Source organism: Anaplasma capra (assembly GCF_025628805.1).
GTDB classification, from domain to species: Bacteria; Pseudomonadota; Alphaproteobacteria; order Rickettsiales; family Anaplasmataceae; genus Anaplasma; species Anaplasma capra.
The window spans coordinates 62,518-82,328 of record NZ_JAOTBG010000007.1 but is presented as its reverse complement, the minus strand read 5'-3'; the positions used below and the strand labels follow the sequence as shown (position 1 = coordinate 82,328).

The following is a 19,811-nucleotide window of genomic DNA, read 5'->3' as shown; positions in this document are numbered from 1 at the left end:
GGAGCTGCCATCAAAACGGCAACACACGGTCTCCATACACGGAGCCCGTGCACCACTACGAATACCAACTCTTGCTGCAAATTAAGTAACCTGAACACAGCTACTATAGAACCTTAGAAATCGCAATCCCGGTCCTACAGGCCGCCTTTATTGCGGAAGACAGCAGCCCGTATCCTGGAGCCTCCTCCGCACCATAGTTTATGGCAGCTTCCATATGCTCGCGCTCCTCTGCACAAAACTGCAGTATGTTATCATTAAGATCGCGCTCGCTATCATCCAGCTGCTCTACCTGATCATTGTAATGGTCGCAAATGACTTCCTCAACTGCAGCCGTACAGGCCATGGCTGCTTTCTTACCCATCATAGCAGTTGCATAACCAAGAGCAACAGCAGCTACGTGCCATATGGGCAAAAACAGCGTGGGGCGCACTCTCCGCTGACGCATAAGATCGTCAAAGTATCTGAAGTGCACCCTTTCATGCTCCTGCATCTCTTTAATCTCTTCAGAATCGGAAAACACCAGGCTCTGCCCGTGGTATATGCATACCGCAGCGTACTCACCTGCGTGATCAACCCGTATCATGCTCTCAACGGACTTGCATCGCATTGCAGAACCTTACCATCAAAACGAGGTATTGTAACACATCACCCTCGTAAAAAACCACTTAAAACCAGACGCCAGTTGCTCACACACATACGAAGTGGGAACACACCCACAAATAGCGTTGTTCCTGCTTATTGGGCCACCCGATACGCATGGATCTGGAAGTTTGGAAACTAACAAGGTATTAATACCCCGCGGCTATACGAAAATAGCCTCTCCCCCAATTGTGTTTGTATTCCTTTTTTCCTGGAACTGTGCTACCATTTCGGCCTGGGTGTGTTGTTACCTTAGTTCTTTTTACCTAAGGTGGGAACATGCCAGTTGTAGAATCACGCTCCAGAAGGTTAGCGCCGTGGTCCGAATGCGCAGAAGTGTTTGGGCGCGCAGCAGATCCGTATCTGTCCAGAGCTTCTATATCAGACTTATCTGCCATATCTCCCAAGTATAGGTCAGCCCTTTCTGGAAGGGAGTTTATTACTGGCATAAACAGAAGGTCGTTTGACACAGTAGCCGGGTATAAGGTTCCCGATATATCAGCAGATCAAGTAGCAAGCATTCTAACAAAAATCACAAAAGAAGGGATACAAGTTGCTCAGCTAGACGCGCTGGGCGTGCCTAGCCATTTGTACAACAGATACATGCGAAACTCAGCAGCCGGGTTTCACATAATGCACCATCTGTTTCTCCGGGCACAAGATCCAGAAGCGGGAGAAGAGGAAATCCTGCGCAGAATTACTGAGGATTTAAGAGAAATCCACGAACCATCAATACACCCTGCGCTGATATTTGAAATCGTCACAGCATGCAACGCAGAGTGCTTTACCGGAGCCTATGACTGCGCCGCAATTAATATCGCGCGGAGTCTCGGCCTCGGATTTACAAGCGCCAAGATATCTAGACATACCATAATGCACAAGCTTGCGTACGACAAAGTACTATTCGAGTATAACGCTTCTTACCCACTGATAACATCCTGCCCAGAACCGCAAGAAGAGCAACCAGAACTGGGCGTAGTAAACATTCTAGCGGAGATTACCATCTCTGTAGAAAATGACGCAGTACACTACTCCCCTGTGGCACGTGCTGAGATCATAGTAATGCCCGAAACGCAAGCACAGGACAACATGCGAGAGCCTACATATACGAACGTTATGGTATTGCAGTATCCCAGCTTCGAAGTGCCATTCAGTCGGATTAGAGAGGCAGTCATTATGCTCTCTAGAGAAAAGCAAAATAATGAGCGAGACAGTAAGGGCCAAAATGCCGCTGATAGGGAAACTAAAGGGAAAGGAGACCAGAGCCAAACTACAGGTGAGGCTAAAGGAAGTGCAGGCAGCGAAGACTGGAGCCTGGTCACAGAAGAAGATGTAGGAGAAATAGGTCGCAACCTCGCCATAGAAACCAGCGCCGCGTACCAAGCTGAAGGCAGTATGACGAAAATTATGCGCGGTGTGCATATCATAAGAAATGCCTTTGCAACCGCAATAACAGGTAATAGTCGCCCGCCAGAGTCTTCAGTGCACCAGAAGCGCAAGGCACCAGAAAGGATTGTGTGCAAAGCAATAAGCCCAAGTAAGCCCGGCTCCCTCTTTGCATTTGAGTCACTGCGCGTCACAGCAAGCAAAGATGTTACGGAGAATTCCGCGCCGAAAAAGTTGGATGACGGACGTTACGTACTCAATGGTATTATTTGTCACGCATTCGCGCCAGATGTGGGCAAGACACAAGAAGAGGAGGAGGCCATCATAAATTGGTTTAGCAAAAGCCCATCAATCCCCGCTGAAGCGCAATCTATAACAATAAGTGGTAGTAGCCAACATAACGGAGCATCAACACCTCGGGGATCGACATTGTCCGTGGAAGCAGAGGGTGCTACTCCTCATACCATTGTCGCAGAAAGCCCTGTACGTGCACCCAGTGGCTCACCAGATAATATAGATGCGATATCATCTAGTAGCGGACAGGGTAGTGATGAGTCTGAGCAAACTGCGGCCCTTCAGTTTGGTGCAGACAGCCTGCAATATCAAAGCGATAGCTTGTTAAGTGCAGAACATTATGCCACAGATGGTAGCGACACCTTCTCAACGGCCGACGATGAGTCTCCCCCTGCAGCAGCGATTACGGTAGCAGGAGCGCCACACAGGCACAGCAGCTACGATTCAGAGCAGCCCCATTACAGCCCGTACCATATGCACGGCGTTAGATGGCATACCTACATGGATTTATCCGATGAGCAAGTACGCTCAGACACGGGGCCTTTTGTATTTTACGGTAACGCAGCGTGGAATACTAATCCACCTTCTAGACACGATAAAATAAAGGCAAGGAAGTTGGCAGCTGAGATGCTTTTGTTCCACTTATCCGAACTTAGCGTGAGCTCTGCAATAAGAAGGGGATCTGAGTCTGCTCCGTCAGAATCCGCTTCATCGTTCCTCAGAGATATAGCAAGATCCAGCATCACACTGAATGGCGCATATTTTTTCGACACAGAAAAACGAGCAGTGCTGAATGCCGCGCTCGAAAGAAATCATAGCAGTGCGGACGAGGCACAGTCGGCACTATACAGTATGATGGAAACAAAGGGATACGTTGCATCCCACGACACAAAGGAAAGAACCAGGGCATTTTCCGTACTCAAAACCATGTTTGAGCACACGCTACAAGGCCCCGATGGCGCAAAGTATGCCATGCCGCACCCAGCGCTTTTAGAGGAAATGATCTCTTCCATGCACCAGGGCGGGGTGTACAGCTTGCCTATAATAGACCTAAGCATCGTTTCAATGTGGCTTCTTGAACCTCACTTGTTATACAACTCACGTAAAGAAGGTTTAGATTGGAGAACAGACACGTATATTCACTGCACCAACAGCAACAGGGTAGATGTTCTCATGCTGGCCCCGATGATTCACTGGATATGGGGAGTAGCAAGGGCGAGCGTAAGTTATGAACTGCACTTCTCTCCTGAGAATAACTCAATATTGTACAAAAACGCGCGCCTGTGCGTGGTATTACCTGGAGAAGATGTAACTTTGCCTCCAATGCAGATGCTGATTGATTCACATATGCAACCAGAAACTACGAGTATACCGGGCACCCTGCCCAGCGACGGTATTGTGATCGTGCGTAATCTAGAAGACCTGGAGCTGGGAGTAGAACGGCTGCTAGAGAAGCTCAGCAAGCCATGCACACTGATCTCACACAGACTTGAGCACATGCACGGAGACTGCATGAGCCACCCTACGGAGAGAGAGAAAGCACTTGAGCAGGAGTGGCGCAGGAGAACAGAGGAGTGCAGCACCACACCGTGGAATACAGACGCGGCACCAGTCCTCTTACCAGGCAGCGTAGTACACATGGGTCCCTCTCATGAGGGAAACCACCCCTCCTCTCAGGCTCGTACAACAGGCACGGACTCCAGCGAGAGCACACCGTGGTACAGGCGGCCATGGGAGCTTTTGCGGAGGATGCTCAGAGCAATAACATCGTTTATAACCCGGCTGGTGCACACCGCTGCGAGAATGTTCACAGGAAGGAGAAGCGACCCGCCAGGTCCGCCGCCCCCCCAAGGAGAAGAGCACGAAACCACAGTACGCACACAGGACGCTGGACCAGAGCTACAAGGAACAAGCACACAAGGGCAAACCCCACCGACAAGATGCACCCACGCGGAGCCAGGCGACGCAAGAGACACCGCAGGCACAAGCGCAACCCCCCAGGCGCCGCGCGAGGGCACCACCCCAGGGTGCAGCACGATGCCACCAGCTACAGCACACCTCCCGGGCACCATACTCGACGACCCACGCACACCCGGCGCCGCAAGTATACTAGCGGGCTCACACAAAAACCCAGGATATACACCGCCACCCGGAAGGTAGAGGGCCCATCATCCCGATCCCCCCTCTTTCCGACCTCGACCCCCTACTCATCACGAGGAGGCGGGACAGGACCTCACACCACCCAGACGGGGGGAGCCTTAGATCCCGATCCCAGCCCCGCCGCTACTACTACCGCGGCGGCTCCCCCCGCCGTGGCCCTCCTCTGCTACAGGACTAGCCGCTCCCGAGGTTGCATCCCGTACATCTCCTCCATCAGCAGCAGCAGGGGTGACACGTGTCCCCTTCCCGATGAGGAGGACCTCTGCGTCATCCAGCGTAGTTCCCAACCCCAGCGGCCCCATTCCTTCCTTCCCAATGACAAAGGCCGTCGCATCTTTAACTTTAGTAATACCTCTCGCCCCGTCAGCGCCACTGCCCGCATCACTCCCGCGGCGGCCGCTGAACATCTTAGCAGCAGCGCTAGCAGCAAAACCCGCAAGACCGGCTCCATCACTGCCGAACAGCCGAGCAGCAGCGCCTACAAGGCCAGCCCCAGCATCAGGGCGGACACCAAACAGTCGAGCGGCAATGTCCGCAAGACCACCGGAGGACCCAGCGCCTCTCCCTGTAGTCCCACCACCCATGCCTCCAGCCGAAGCCATGCCGCCGAACATACCAACCATGGCACCGCCGCCTACCATGCTTTTCAGGATATCCAGATCATCACCTACAAAGGCAGACTTCACCTCGCTCCAAGGGTGGGACACACCAACATGCGGGCCGTTCTCATCAAAAAAGCCCGAAGCGAGGTCGGCAGAAGCCCTGAGGCCAGAAGTATCGGCGTAATCAAAGTATTCCGGGCGCCCCTCTGACTGTAGCGCACGCACAGGATCAGAGAACGTAAACGCGCAGTACAGGAATCCCACAACACTTTTGCACACCGACCAGATGTACGCAAGAGTGGAGAGAAGCAGCGTAGGAATAGAAGTGAAAATAGCCAAAATGGGCCAGAGAACAACAGTAGGAATAACCTTCAGCAGAGATACGGAGAAATTCTGCACCCCGTTGACAGGCTCCTTATCTCCCTCCGCGTCACCACTGAACATCTGCCAGCCCCGCTTGGAGAAGAATCCTCCAAGGAATCTAATAGGCAGTGTAATAACCATAGAGAGGGTGACAGCCACGTATGTGACCGTAGTAAGCAGCAAAGTAGTAGCAAGCAGCGCAAGCGATAGTGGCAAACGCAGAAGCAGGCTGACCCCTTCATTCAGACCAGCGGTACCACCCACCAGCCTCGCGAGGTCACGCCGGGAACTGTCACCACCCGCGAGCTTCTCATCAAACATAAAACAGACTCCTTCATCAGACACAACAAACGTACGATCTGCGGTATCCACTCCGGAGAGAAAGCCGGTACACACACACACAAATCCCGGTTACGATACACTTTCAAAGAAAAATGGTCAATGGATAAAATTTACGTATACAACTCACTCGACACCGAGATAACCTTCGCTATATGCATCTGAAACGTGCCTGAAAGCCAATCATCGCGCCACACACCACACATTTGAGCTGCGTATATCCGGTAGTGATGAATAGCTGCGCAGACTCCCCACGCTAGAACCTATAGTGCGTGTATCGCACCAATTTCCGCAATCCTACGCACAGACAAAAACTCCAAGTGTGCTTTTGTACTTCACATGAACCAAAAGGATGAATACCTCCTAAAGTTGACAAAAACGTCACATTAACAAAATTAACAGAGCATTAAGATATGGCCGGGTATCTACACCAACCACCTGGCGTGGAACACGTAGTGACCGAGAGGTTCTCTGGCTGCATGAGCTATCTGCAACTTAACCCCTAAAAATACGCGTGGTAGCTCTTCCACAGAATTGGCTCTAGAAACAGGCTGGCACTAGCGGATATAACACTTAATCGATGTACACGGGGGCCCCCCGGCTGATCCGGATGTGGGTTTACGCATCATCAGCCTGTAGCTTTTATCTGTTGGGAGACACAACCCTCACGGCAATTCTGTATACCCCCTTAAAACCATGCTTTTTCACCGCGAAAGCCAATGATACGCACAACACCGCGTATACAACGTTCCACCCGGAAATCGACAATCCTAAAAACACAGCTCCAGGGACTCTGCAGGACACAGCAACGTCTTTGTTCAGCAAGTCACGCTTTATTTCGTCAATGTTAGAGCTTAGGCCCAGCCCATCGGCGCACTGCAAAAAATCGGTAAACAAGCCGTACTCCAGACCAACATGATACACAGAAAGCGCTATACCTCCCACATAACACGCAACGGTAAAAAAGAAAGAATACTTATCCCCCTTCAGTACGGAGATCGCAGAAAACAGAAGCGCAACAAAATACGGAACTCGCTCGTAAAGGCACAGCCTACACGGAACCAAACCGTACACAAACTCTCCGATGTAAGCGACCGCAAGTGCAAGCACGGTGCTGATGAAAAGCAGAGCACCGCATCCCCTCATGGCACCATCCACCACCTAACAAACGCGAGGCGCAATACGGCGGCACCGTACTTAAGAGCGTAAGATACCTGAAGCCCCGCACAGATGAACGCAACCAGGTACATGACAAGCATGGCATAGAACGAAAGCACCACACCCTCCATCATGATGGAGAACCAATTGCTGTATCTCAGCTTCAGCAGGGATGCAGGCCACGGTCTTATCACGATCATGGCATTGTAGAATATGAACGGCACCATGAAGAATATGAGTAGATGCATGAAATAGTTTACCCACAGCGGACACGTGAATATATCGGAGCAAATTTTGTTATAAACACCCCCTGCGGCACCGTACAGGGTGACTGACGCCGGCATAGTTGCAGCAGCAGTAAAGAGCTGACCAAATGCCGACTGGATAACTATATTGTCACTTGAGACAAGTCCAGAGCTCGCATCACTGTTCTGGTACACAAAAATGGACATCATACCGACAAAAAACAAGAGAGCGGCCATTTGCAGGAAAAACGGCGCCAATTTCAGACCGGTGGCAAATGCTGCATCGGATAGCAGGGGAAAGGAGCCGTACACCATGTAACAGGATATGTGGGAAATCAATAGCGCAGAGAGTGCCGCCCAATGTTCCTGCCAAGCTGGGAGGTGCCCTATACCAAAGAAGGTGCTCACTACCCTGACGGGAACCAAAAAGCCTATAAGTCTCACAACAACCTTGAACAGAGATCTAAGCATATCACAGCCACAAACACTAAATGCGGGAACGGCCAATACAAAACGCCGGCTATAAGCCACTAAATACCCACTCCACGAGGTATGTCAACCGTTTTTACCAAACGCTTGACCTATTTCACACGGGCATGTAGAATCTCCGGAGTTTCGCGTTTGTGGGTCTGCCGTGGCCAAGAAAGGTGCTGGTATGTTGGTTAAGCTGGTAAGCAGCGAGGGTACGGGCTATTTCTACGTCAAGAAGCGTGACCCAAAAAAGTTGGTCCAGAAGCTCTCCTTCCGTAAGTATGACCCAGTCGCCAGAAAACACGCTCTGTTCAAAGAGGAGAAGCTCAGATAGGGGCTCAGTGTGCGGTGGCGCGAGCTCCGCGTTTTGCTGGGGTACGCACTGCGACTTTTTGCGGGCGGGGTTCCTCTTGTGAAGAGCGCAGCCGCACCGGGTTTGGGGGCGATCTCCTGGGGTCTGTGAGTTTGCAGGTGTTTTGTAAACACGGGTGCTGCTCCCCGGTGTTCAGTTGCTCTGGTACGCCTTTGCCCACGGGGATGCGCGTGAGTCGGGGCTAAGGCCGCTTTTCCCCTGTGTAATCCGCGGCACAGGTGCGTGGTCCTGTCGTGCATAGTGGGGTGCATCGTCACAGCGGGCCCGTGCAATCCCAAGCCACAGGTCGCTTAGGCATCAAGCAGAAAATCCCACCCGTATCCACTGAAACACGGCCAGATTGTGATACAGATCAGGTGTTGTAAAGATTTTCCCCTTGTTCACCCCACAACTAGGCAATTCTATTTGATTTCTTGATTTTTAGAGGTATATTGCTAGCGCCGCGCGGTTTTCTGGCACGGCCTGTGGTTTTCTGTTTCTAGTTTAGTGGGTGCGTTCATGGAAGGTGGTGAGGTAGAAGGCTTGAAGTCTGGTGGTGATGTTCTTGAAGACATCAGATCTCAGGTCATGGAGGCCGTGATTGGCTGTCTAAAGTTGAAGGACGAGCAGAAGCAAGTTCTTTCTGGAACCACCAACTTAGCCAAGGATTTCAACCTGGATAGCTTAGACCTTGTTGACCTGATCATGTCTCTAGAAGAAAAGTTTTCCATAGAGATTTCTGATGAGGACGCGCAGGGATTGGAGACTGTGGACGACATATGCAAGTATATACATGGTAAGTCCAACTCCTAGGTGGTGCACACGCGTTCTTCTGTGCTGTGTTTTGGAGTACATGCGGTGGCGGAGTGTTCGTGCGTGATTGGGTGCGGTTGCTACTCAGAAGCCCCAGCAGTGCCGGGTCATCTGTTTTTTGGTCTGCTTGGCTCCGTCTTCCGGTACATCAGTGGTTTTATGTGGTGTTTGTATGGCTGATAGGACGAGGGTTGTGGTAACCGGAATGGGTCTGGTGACGCCATTGGGGTCTCAGATCCCGCATGTGTGGGATCGCCTCGTTGGTGGGGAATCAGGAATAAGCGCCATAGACGAGTTTGACGCGCACGACCTTGAATGCAGAGTTGGAGGCCAAGTGCCCATAAAGGGCCAGTCAGAGGACTATAAGCTTGATCCAACCCAGTGGATTGAAGAGAAAGAAGTAAAAAAGGTCGACAAATTTATCATTTTTGGAATAGCTGCAGCGGACATGGCGCTGTCCGACTCTGGTCTGCTAGGTACAGAATTCGATCCAGACAGAGCAGGGGTATCTGTAGGATCCGGCATAGGTGGCCTTCCATACATGGAAAAGAACATCATAGCCCTACACGAGCGCGGACCTAGGAGGGTAAGCCCGTTCTTTATACCTGGAAGCCTGGTTAACCTGGCCGCGGGTCATATTTCCATGAGATACGGGTTCAGAGGGCATTGTAACGCCCCTGTAGGCGCCTGTGCAACTGGCGCTGTCGCCATAGCCGACGCAGCGCGAGTCATAGCATCCGGGGAGGCAGACATAATGCTAGCAGGCGGAGCCGAGGGCGCATTGTGCAGGACAGCATTGGCCGGGTTCTGCGTTATTAGGGCTCTCTCCACAAAATTTAATGACACACCAAATTTGGCCTCTCGCCCCTGGGATAGAGATAGGGACGGATTCGTGATGGGAGAGGGCGCTGGTGTTCTGGTACTGGAAAGTTATGAGCGCGCAAAAAAGAGAAATGCCAGAATCTACGCGGAAATCACCGGCTACGGAATAACATCGGACGCCTATCATGTGACCGCGCCACACCCTGAGGGTAGGGGTGGAGCCGACGCTATGAGGCGCGCACTGGAAATGGCGGGAGCCGCCCCAGATAGCATTGGGTGCATAAACGCACATGGAACCTCAACGCCTACAGGAGACAGCGTTGAAATCTCAGCAATAAAGATGGTATTTGGTGATCACGCCTACAGGATGCCCATATCTTCAACAAAGTCTTCCGTGGGACACCTACTGGGGGCAGCTGGAGGAGTGGAGGCCATTTTTACCATACTGTCCATTTGTCGTGGAGTCGTCCCTCCGACACTAAATCTGCAAAACTCTTCGGAAGATAGCAACTTGAATCTGGTCCCGCTAATTGCGCAGGAGCACAGCAAGATCGTGAGCGCTATGTCTAACTCCTTCGGATTCGGAGGAGTTAATGCGTCGCTCATATTCAGAGCTGTGTAGGTGAACCCCAACCCGGCCAAGGGCGGCACCTCCCTACCCCTGCGAGCCGGTGATTCCCCTACTCCCCGTAAGGATGCGCATTCACCTATCCCTATGTTGTAAAAACCACTTTGAATTTCACTGGCCATGTGGGCGAACAGCGTTGCCATAGCCCGCAGCGCGCACAGGAAGACACACGCGAACAATAGGATCCACACTTAATAGTTGCGCAATAAAAATATCCTAGCATCGCAGTGTGTTACCAAATTTGAACGCAGCAATGGGGTACCTAAAGCAGCTAGTTGCATCTTCTGTACAGCACAATGCGTCACACCTTTATTGCGTCGTTGGACAACCTCCCGCAATCAAGAGGCTGGGTCACATAGAATTTCTGCAGGCAAGGAAAATCGAAAAGGAGGATATAGAGAACATTATATCCGGAGTGTTGCCGACAGAAGCACAAGCCGCGCTGCATAGCACCGGAGAAGCTAGCACCAGTACAGCATTCGATGAAACACATTCCTTAAGTATTCACGCAGCAAGAGACATAAGTAGACCAGAATCTGAGACAAAAATTACGATCTGCATCAAAGAGCTAGTGCTACCCTCGGAGGGTGATGTACCGCAAGAGCTCATATGCACAGTGATGTCTGCCTCAAGAGGGGTAATCCTGTTGGGAGGAGCAGCTCACCACAACAAAGATGCTACAGTCAGATTCTTACTTCACAAAATTGCTAGCACCCAGAGAAAGCATATATTGACCTTTGGTTTCGGAGCAATAGCTCCTGCGGGGTCCAGTAACTCAATCATCAGTTCTTACAGCCTGTCTCAGGCCAACTTTAGCTTCATTAAGAACCAGGCAGCCGACATATTAGCGTTCCCAGAACTTGATCACAATCTAGCACGTATAGCACGCGATTGCGCCGCTACAGGCATACTAACAATAGCAGCTATAGATTCCGTATCAACCCCGTGTATGCTAGAAAGAGTTATTGCCCTCTTCCCGGACAGGACATCTGGTATTAACTTCTTATCCTCACATGTACTGGGAACGGTTATGCAGGCACTTCTCACAAAGGGTCCTTGCATTTATATCTACGATTTTATCAAGTTTGAGGACAAAGTTAGAGAAGTGATAAACAGCGGAAACACTGCGTTGGTAGAGGATTCTGGCATGGTAGAACAGATCAATAAGTTAATTGATGAAAATAAACTGACATACTCTGATGCTCAGCCCATTCTTGCGCACATCGCTGGTGGCACCGGCGCACAGTACACAAATGAAGTGAACGGTGAATTCTAGTCAGTGGCTTCGGCATGAATCTCCATCGCTTGCGTACAGGCAGGAATTCTGGTGCCTGCACTTTTCAGCTTGAGAGATAGTACAATCTCACGTAGAATCCGTACATTTGTGTCTTTTCCTCTATGATGGCGCTAGATAGTAGCTTTGACCTGGATCCCCTGGTTCCTGGTAAGCTCCCCAAAGAGACAACGGTAGTCGTCGCCATGTCTGGCGGCGTCGACAGCTCTGTAGTTGCAGCACTGCTTCACAAGCGCGGATACAAGGTGATAGGTGCAACAATGCAGCTGTATGGCTCCACCGAACCTGGAGGAAAATCTTGTTGTGGAAGCGCAGATATATACGATGCAAAGCGTGTTGCTCACATGCTTGGGTTTCCACATTATGTCCTGGACTACAAAGCTGTGTTTGAGAAGGAGGTAATAGAAGACTTCGTTAATTCCTATAAGCACGGCGAAACTCCTATACCGTGCGTAAAGTGCAACCAAACAGTAAAATTCAGAGACATGCTCAAAGCGGCCAGAACTGTGGGTGGAGATGTTGTAGCAACTGGGCATTACGTTAGAAGAGTTGAGGTTGCAGGCGAACAACAAATATTGGTAGGAAGGGACACGCAGAAGGACCAGAGTTATTTTTTGTTCCCCATTACCCCGGAACAGCTGGAGTTCTTGAGATTCCCATTGGGCAATCTGGTAAAGAGCGATGTGAGACGGTTGGCACAGCATTTCAACTTGGAAGTTGCCGACAAGCCAGATAGCCAAGACATATGCTTTGTACCCAAGGGCAATTACAGAGAAATGCTCAAAAATTTGGATCCAGCATTGGCAAAAAGGGGAAAAATTGTGCATGTGGATGGGCGCTTGCTTGGTGAACATGACGGCATATCGAACTTTACCGTTGGTCAGCGAAGGGGCCTGAATATCTCAGCACCGTATCCACTGTACGTTGTGCGACTAGATGCAGCACAAAACACCGTAGTAGTTGGGCCACAGTCCGCACTCAGGCAGAGGAAGCTATTCGTCAAAAACCTAAACTGGCTTCCTAAATGCGGTGTTCCCGAACATGGACTGGCGGTCGGTGCCCGGTTGCGGTCATCAGGGGCTACTGTCCGGGCCACTGTAACAAACAATGGCAACAACTACGGAACTGTAGTGCTTGAAGAAGACTGCGTTGTATCACCGGGACAGGCATGCGTATTTTATGACGAAGAAAGGCTCCTAGGAGGAGGATGGATATATAACAAGTTGCATTGCGAAAGCATATGAGTTGTGGTACGTACCAACCTGCGGCCTTTACTACTAAATTTAGCAGAATGGGCGCCGAGTGTGCCTGCTAAACCCTGAAATACACCACAGAATTGTGTACAAGTTGTTTCGGCTATTGCCTTATTATTTTTTGACAGTATTGTATTGGTTAGGAAAGTAACTTTTTGCAGGCTCCCTTGAACGCCAGTACATACGGAAACTGCCCAGTGGCCGCCCACAACTGCCTTATAGATTGTATTCGCCTAATACGCACACCAAAAATTGGCCCCATAGCCTTTCAAAGACTTGTTAAGTTGTACAAAACCCCAAAGCTTGCATTAGATGCGCTCAGATGTGGGGAATTTGGCCATTCGGGATACGTATACTCAGAAAGCGAGGCCCAAAGGGAGATTGACCTTTGCTGTAGGCTAGGGGCCAGAATGGTAAGTATGTTTGAGCAAGAATATCCCCAGATGTTGCTCAACATATATGACCCTCCTCCAGTCATAACCGTGCTGGGCAACATGAAATTACTAAGCGCAAGTAACAAAATCGCAGTAGTGGGGAGCCGTGACGCATCAGCAAACGGAAAACGTATTGCACACAGAATGGCACGTGACTTATCTGGAGCGGGGCTAGTTACGGTATCAGGCTTGGCCAGAGGAATTGACAGCGCCGTACACAGCGTGGCGCTTGATGGCATACCAACCGTCGCTGTTATAGCAAGCGGGGTGGATATCGTATACCCCAAAGATAATCTGTATTTGTACCAAGCCATAGCACGCAATGGTGGCGCAGTTGTGACAGAGTTGCCATTTTCCTCCCTACCTAAAGCCAGTTTTTTCCCTCAACGAAATCGTATAATATCGGGCATGGCTTGGGGCACGGTTGTAATAGAAGCATCCCGTAGATCTGGGTCTTTGATCACTGCAAAATTCGCTCTGTCTCAGGGACGCGAGGTTTTCTCAGTACCCGGCTCGGCTCTAGATCCCAGATATTCCGGTAGTAATTTCCTTATCAAGCAAGGCGCTACACTAGTTGAGTCTGCAGAAGATGTGACGCAAGTGCTAAGCCTGGGTGCTTGCCCTATAAGTACAAAAAATCCGCAACGAAATTCCCAAAAAAACTGCACTACGGAAAGCACAAATACAACGACAACCCGGAGCGTGATTCTTGGCCATCTCAGCATCTCCCCCACAGACATAGAAGATCTTGCAGCCTGCACAAAGATAAGTATAAGCGCGCTACTGGCCGAGCTCATCGGGCTAGAACTGTTGGGAAAGGTACACAGATTTCCCGGCAACAAGTTCGCTTTGGCTCTGGAAAACTAGACGGAGTGGCTACCTGCGCTCAAACAGTTTATCTATCTCCGATAGACTGAGCTTGACATATGTGGGCCTGCCGTGGTTGCACTGTCCAGAATGAGGTGTGCTCTCCATCTGTCTGAGTAGACTGTTCATTTCCTCCAACTTCAGAACCCTACCACTCCTTATTGAGCTATAACAGGCAATTGTTCCACATACGTGTTTGATCTTTTCTTTCACAAACAGCTCATCACCCACCTCAACGATGCTCTCTACTATTTTTGCAACCATAGATTTCACATCGAACACTCCAAGAATGGCTGGCACCTCTCTCACAGCCACAGTTAGGCTTCCTATAGGTTCGAGCACCAACCCAAACTTTAGCAGCTTTTCCCTGCACCCATCCAATAGTTCCAACTCATACTCATTACTCAGCTCAACTAGTTCGGGCATCAGCAGCACCTGCCGCTTCATTCCCTCATCGTTTGACACTCTTTTCATATACTCATAGGTAAGTCGCTCATGCGCGGCGTGCTGATCCACTATGATCGCGTAATCCCCAGCTCTCGATACTATGTACCGATTAAAGAGCTGACACACCGCATTTCCCAGGGGAAGCTCCTCCACCAACATTCCATCACCGCGAGTTTCCAGATCAGGGCCTAAGGCAGGACGCGCTATGTACCGACTGCCACTACCTCCTTGAAAGATGGGGAACTTATCCATACTGGCGGAAGTTTCCGCTTCATATAACGTAAGTTCTCCCCCCCCCCCACCTCCTTAACATCCATTTCTTGCGCTTCATCACGTGCTGCGCTGTAAGAAGAAGCACTAGAAGTTAATAAACTATCTATGGCAAAATGGTCTAGCCCACTCTCAACTGAAATACAAGGGGACAATTTCCTGTATACATTGCTGGATAGAGCAGCAGACAACGCTTCAACAGTCGCATTATACACCTGCTTTCTGTTCCGAAACCGCACCTCCAGCTTACTTGGATGAACATTGACATCAACATCTTCCGGCAAGGTATCCAAAAACAGCACAATTACCGGATACCTGTTCTTGGGAATGAGTTCACTATATGCATACTTTATAGCGCCCATTAACATTGGGCTATGTATGGGCCTACCATTCACAAACGTGTATATCATGTCTGGCCTTGACCGGTTAAATGTGGGAACACCGATGCACCCGGCAATGTCCACTGAATCAGAACTAAAGCATACCTCGAGAGATTGCTCCTGAAATGCCCCACCAAAGGGCCGCATTTCTCGCAGGCGGCACATAAGACTTTCTCTTACTGGGTATCTAAAAACTTGCTTGTCAGCTATGGTTAAGGAGAATGCAACGTCAAAATTAGCTATTGCAAGTTTGTACATCAAATCGACGATGCTCTGAGTCTCCGCTTTTTCTGTACGCAGAAACTTCAATCTTGTAGGGGTTGCAAAAAACAAATCCCGTACTTCTACAGAAGTCCCACAGGGTAACGCTTCAGGAGATAAATCCCCTATTTTTTCCCCTCCTTCAAATACGATAGACCAAGCCCTGGAGCAGTTCTTGTATCTCGAGATCATCTTTATTCTCGCAACAGCAGCGATAGAGGTCAGCCCTTCACCGCGGAACCCCATGTATCTAATGTTATCCAGGTCATCATTTAATAGCTTTGACGTAGCATGACAAACAAATGCCTTCTCCATTTCATCCTTTGGAATACCGCACCCATCATCGATTACGGAAATCAGGTTGCGCCCACCTTTATCTATCTGCACACCTATGGCCGTGGCACCGGCATCTATTGAGTTCTCGACAAGCTCCTTCACCACACTTGCAGGACAATCTATCACCTCTCCTGCAGCGATTTTATTGACTGTCTTGGGATCCAGAACCACTATGGGCACAACACTACCGCAAAACCAGTAACACACTGGGGCATTATATAGCACAACAAAGAAAACTACACATCCTGTTGTGGCACACGTGTTGACACACAAGAGCCATATCCAGTGAGAGCTCACGGTCACCGTCTTCGGAGCACAAACAACTGTAGCACGGTAGTGCTTTTCATCACGTTATCTTTTTTATCATTGACCACAGTTGATTAAAAGTATAGAGATTGGCAGTGGTTCGGTGGCTTTTGTTTATGAAGGGTGTAGTTGAATCGTCAATTGGTATGCAAGGTGGTCTGTCTATACTTAGCGCATTCTCCAATGCTGACATTGTAGTAAAGGCCGTTGTGTTGGTATTGGTTGCGTTCTCTATAGTTTCGTGGTCAGTAATCTTGAAAAAGCACCTTATGCTGAGAAAACAGGTAAGGGAAATAAAGGAGCTTGAGGAGCGTTTCAGCTCTAGGAGGACTTTTACCAACCTAGCTGAGATAGTGGGTAACAGCACAGGCATAGTCTCGCACATACTGAACTATGGCATGAAAAATTCGCAGCTGGTGGCGAACAAGCGAGATGGGCTTCACAGATTTGTGAGTGCGGAGCTCAGTAGAACCTTAGACAAACTGGAGGACAGCATAGAGCTCTTGGCAACTATAGGGTCTTCATCCCCCTTTATAGGGTTGCTGGGAACTGTTTGGGGAGTTGTAGGTAGCCTGCGCGCAATCCCGGTTGGAGCAAGCGTGGGCATTGCATCCGTAGGTCCCGGTGTGTCTGAGGCTTTGTTTGCAACCGCCCTGGGGTTGCTGGTTGCTATACCAGCGAACATATTCTACAACCGATTCACTGCCCTGATCACGCGGATATCTAATAGGCTCAGCAATCTGGTTTACGAGCTCGAGGCATTTGCAGATTATGAAGAGTAGGCAGCTTCACAGGCTATCAGGACAGTACGGAGAAGTTCGCGGATTTCGTTCTGATGTGAACGTCACACCGCTTTTGGATGTAGTGCTGATGCTGCTGGTGATATTCATGGTCTCGCACACGGAGAGGGCTCTACCATCGCTTCTTGCAGACCTACTCAGTACAAGCGAGGAGCCTAACCTAAGCTTAGAGCAACCGGTTATCTTGACCGTTACCGGGAAAGGTACTATATATGTGAACGGTAAGCTTTCCAAGGAGGCAAATCTAGAGACTGACCTAATATCCGCGACCAAGGGTAGGGAAATTCAGGTGTTCCTGCGTGGTGGCAAAGGTGTGAGCTATGAGGCGGTTGTTAGGGTGGTCAATTTGCTGTTAAGTTACGGCCTCGGGAAAGTAGCTCTAGTTGCTGATAGTAGCGTGGTTGCTGATGTTGGGGGCAGTGCAGACGGCACGTAGTGTGCTTTTGAACAACATTCACATAGCTTTGTCGGTGTTGTTACACGTGGTCGTGGGTGGTGCTTATCTTGCAGGAACGTGGGCTCTGGAGCACGATAGAGTGCAGGACAACGTGGGGGGGGCTGTTGTAGCGCTAGGTTCAATCCCCATAGTGGCGGAAAGCAGCGCGAGGACAGGAAGACAGCCCATAATACTTCAAAAAAGAGAGATTGGCCATACCGATGGGGCCGGCCAGCGGCCCGCGGGGAACGCAAAACGGATCCCAGCAGAGCAGGCCAGGCGCATACCTCCACCACCTGGGAGCAAGGCAATGATGAAGGAAATGTTGAGTGTCCGGGAAGCAGCTCCGGCAGCCGCTCTCCCGGCGGTTGTCGATGTTCAAGGAGCTCCCGGGACCGCAGAGGAAGAGTTGTCCAGCATACTTCAGGCGGTCCAGGCCGATGGGGAAAAGCTCGGCCATGGCGGGATGTCATCTAAACCCAGTAAAGTCGGTTACGATGAAAAGCACGAGCTAGCGGTCAAGATCGCAAATTCCATAAAGAACAAGTTCGTGAGATGCTGGACCGTACCCGCGGGTGCCAAGGACGTGGAGAGCATGGTGGTTAGAGTCAGCCTGGTACTGGCTCCCAGCGGAAAGGTTGTTAGAGCAGGCATATCCGATACCCATTTATACAACAGCAATCCGTTCTTCCGTGCAGTGGCAGACAGCGCACTCAGGGCAGTGTATAAGTGTAGCCCGATCACGGGGTTGAGTAGGGATGAATATAACCTGTGGAAAGAGGTGGTTTTGACCTTCAACCCCAGGCCCGCGCTTTGAGATCACCTCCGTCGGGGGTTTCTCAAAATGCTGCCTTCTCCTCCTTAGCTGTCAGCCCTTGCTCATGTGGGAACACTAGCGTTACTATGGTCCCTAGGTTTGGCTCACTCTTTATGCTGAAAGTCCCGTTCATAAGCTCGACAAGCTTCTTGCTCAGTGGCAACCCTAGCCCTGTACCTTCGTATTTACGGGAATGTTTACTGTCGGCTTGCCCGAACACGGACATTACCTTGTACAGGTCCTGTTGAGCTATACCGATACCTGTATCACTGATCTCCACAACAAGCTGCCCCTCTCTAACTTCAGCAAGCAGCTTCACCAGGCCACCTTCAGGAGTGAATTTCACAGAGTTTGACAGCACATTTATGATAACTTGCTTCATCCTCTTAGGATCCGCAAGCATAACTATGGGCTCTTCTTGCATTTCCTTTTTCAATTCCACCCCGGCCTCTTTCGCTCTGGGCGATACCATGGTAAAGGATGAGTCCACAATCTTGCCCAGATCAAACTTGACAAACTCCACGGTAAGCTTGTTTGCCTCCGCTTTTGAGAAATCCAGAATGTCGTTTATTAAACTCAGAAGGTGAACACCAGACTGGTGAATGTCGTTTATATACTCCTTGTACTCATCATTGCCGATCGGACCCAGCGACTCCGATTGAATAATTTCAGAAAACCCTATAATGGAGTTAAGCGGGGTGCGCAACTCGTGACTAACATTGGCCAAGAACTGAGATTTGCTAACACTTTCCCTCTCGGCAGCCTCCTTCTGCCCCTGAAGCTCCAAATTTGCGTCATACTGGCTACTGAGAAGCTTTGTACTCCTTTTATAGAACAACACAACGAGACAAAAACACGTCAACAACGCCGCACCGACTAGTATGACAAACATGTTGTGTGCACCCTTAAGGACCTGGGCAAGGTTCCTGTAATCCTTTACTACAAGTAAAAACGCAGTGGGCTTACCATCCTGCGACGTGATAGGAAATATGGCGGACATTTTTCCATCTGCAACTTCACTGCGCAGGACATCGCCCCGTCTGAGAGTTGTAAGTTGATCTTCTGACAGTTCCTCGCCACCCACACGATCTTCGCCAAAGCCTGCTCCTACAGTGAATATCACAGACCCACCGGGGCCGTACAACACCGCAGTGATACCGTCAAAGCCCTCAAGTGCCTGAACAAACTCAGCGCGCAGCTTTATCATCAAGTTAACATGGTAAGGGTCGGTACCAACGTGCGCAGGAATAGTGCGCAGGAGGCCGCTATATTTGCTAAGCACCGCGCGTGACAACACGTGGCCCACATCTGCAATACTCTCCGCCGAAGCCGCGCCCAATGTGCTTTTCAGCACTCTTACGTGCACATACCAGGCCGCGCCTACAAACAGTACGATGAGCGCAGCTAGGGATATATATCTTAATTTCAAGCGCCTGAGGAACATACATACACACCCGGCCACCAGCTACAGGTGAGGTTAATGGTATAACACCGCCACATCAATACTTAATTGCGTATTTTTCCCAGATTGCAAGCCTTCATAAATAAACTTTAGACAAACCCCGGCAAGCGCAGTTAGCTTGACCTGTCATATCATATGGGCTACCCTGAGACCGTTCTCAGAGTTTGGTAGGTAAT

At 50.2% G+C, this 19,811-nt stretch carries 15 protein-coding genes and 1 pseudogene; 10 read left to right on the top strand and 6 right to left on the bottom strand.

The genetic code is table 11. The features are described 5' to 3' along the window. Positions 1–103: 103 nt before the first annotated feature. Positions 104–607: a demethoxyubiquinone hydroxylase family protein gene (locus OC187_RS02730; protein WP_262997773.1), complete on the bottom strand. Its 504-nt coding sequence runs from the start codon at positions 605–607 to the stop codon at positions 104–106. A 311-nt stretch (positions 608–918) separates the two neighbouring features. On the opposite strand from OC187_RS02730, the gene OC187_RS02725 reads away from it, so the two are divergent. Continuing rightward, positions 919–4,479, top strand: a complete 3,561-nt coding sequence (locus OC187_RS02725) for a hypothetical protein (RefSeq protein WP_263008571.1) — start codon at positions 919–921, stop codon at positions 4,477–4,479. Positions 4,480–4,577: 98 nt separating this feature from the next. Here OC187_RS02725 and OC187_RS02720 read toward each other — a convergent pair whose 3' ends face one another. The 3 genes from OC187_RS02720 to OC187_RS02710 form a co-directional block, all read right to left on the bottom strand. Further along, positions 4,578–5,840, bottom strand: a complete 1,263-nt coding sequence (locus OC187_RS02720; RefSeq protein WP_263008570.1) for a hypothetical protein — start codon at positions 5,838–5,840, stop codon at positions 4,578–4,580. 585 nt (positions 5,841–6,425) lie between these two features. Then, a complete protein-coding gene (locus OC187_RS02715) occupies positions 6,426–6,929 on the bottom strand; it encodes a disulfide bond formation protein B (protein ID WP_262997770.1) in 504 nt (167 codons plus the stop codon). Further along, the gene (locus OC187_RS02710) at positions 6,926–7,657 is read right to left on the bottom strand and encodes a phosphatidylglycerophosphatase (RefSeq protein ID WP_262997769.1); all 732 of its coding nucleotides are present in this window, start codon (positions 7,655–7,657) and stop codon (positions 6,926–6,928) included. Before OC187_RS02710 ends, OC187_RS02715 begins: the two co-directional genes overlap by 4 nt. A 163-nt stretch (positions 7,658–7,820) precedes the next feature. Between OC187_RS02710 and rpmG the strand changes: the two genes are divergently transcribed. The 6 genes from rpmG (at position 7,821) to dprA (ending at position 14,120) form a co-directional block, all read left to right on the top strand. Further along, positions 7,821–7,991, top strand: coding sequence for a 50S ribosomal protein L33 (gene rpmG, locus OC187_RS02705; protein ID WP_262997768.1), 171 nt, complete (start codon positions 7,821–7,823; stop codon positions 7,989–7,991). A 537-nt stretch (positions 7,992–8,528) separates the two neighbouring features. After that, positions 8,529–8,822, top strand: coding sequence for an acyl carrier protein (locus tag OC187_RS02700; protein ID WP_263008569.1), 294 nt, complete (start codon positions 8,529–8,531; stop codon positions 8,820–8,822). A 172-nt stretch (positions 8,823–8,994) separates the two neighbouring features. Next, on the top strand, positions 8,995–10,266 hold the full coding sequence (gene fabF / locus OC187_RS02695; protein WP_262997766.1) for a beta-ketoacyl-ACP synthase II: 1,272 nt from the start codon (positions 8,995–8,997) through the stop codon (positions 10,264–10,266). 235 nt (positions 10,267–10,501) lie between these two features. Then, entirely contained in the window at positions 10,502–11,548 is a 1,047-nt protein-coding gene (locus OC187_RS02690) for a twitching motility protein (pilT) (protein WP_263008568.1), read from the top strand. A 122-nt stretch (positions 11,549–11,670) separates the two neighbouring features. Next, positions 11,671–12,810 (top strand): tRNA 2-thiouridine(34) synthase MnmA, encoded by a 1,140-nt coding sequence (gene mnmA / locus OC187_RS02685; RefSeq protein ID WP_262997764.1) that lies wholly within the window; start codon positions 11,671–11,673, stop codon positions 12,808–12,810. A 164-nt stretch (positions 12,811–12,974) separates the two neighbouring features. Next, positions 12,975–14,120 carry a DNA-processing protein DprA gene (gene dprA / locus OC187_RS02680; RefSeq protein ID WP_262997763.1) on the top strand — a complete coding sequence of 382 codons (1,146 nt, stop codon included), beginning with the start codon at positions 12,975–12,977 and terminating at the stop codon, positions 14,118–14,120. 9 nt (positions 14,121–14,129) lie between these two features. Here dprA and mutL read toward each other — a convergent pair. After that, a pseudogene (gene mutL, locus OC187_RS02670) lies at positions 14,130–15,994 on the bottom strand (DNA mismatch repair endonuclease MutL). Positions 15,995–16,236: 242 nt separating this feature from the next. On the opposite strand from mutL, the gene OC187_RS02665 reads away from it, so the two are divergent. From OC187_RS02665 to OC187_RS02655, 3 genes are read left to right on the top strand one after another with little or no spacing between them, the layout of a single operon-like run. Then, positions 16,237–16,902, top strand: coding sequence for a MotA/TolQ/ExbB proton channel family protein (locus OC187_RS02665; protein ID WP_262997761.1), 666 nt, complete (start codon positions 16,237–16,239; stop codon positions 16,900–16,902). Continuing rightward, a complete protein-coding gene (locus tag OC187_RS02660; RefSeq protein WP_262997760.1) occupies positions 16,892–17,356 on the top strand; it encodes an ExbD/TolR family protein in 465 nt (154 codons plus the stop codon). Before OC187_RS02665 ends, OC187_RS02660 begins: the two co-directional genes overlap by 11 nt. Then, complete coding sequence (locus OC187_RS02655) at positions 17,328–18,173, top strand: cell envelope integrity protein TolA (RefSeq protein WP_262997759.1); 846 nt, start codon at positions 17,328–17,330, stop codon at positions 18,171–18,173. Before OC187_RS02660 ends, OC187_RS02655 begins: the two co-directional genes overlap by 29 nt. Positions 18,174–18,195: 22 nt before the next feature. On the opposite strand, the gene OC187_RS02650 is transcribed toward OC187_RS02655, so the two are convergent. Then, entirely contained in the window at positions 18,196–19,617 is a 1,422-nt protein-coding gene (locus tag OC187_RS02650) for a sensor histidine kinase (protein WP_262997758.1), read from the bottom strand. Positions 19,618–19,811: the final 194 nt, after the last annotated feature.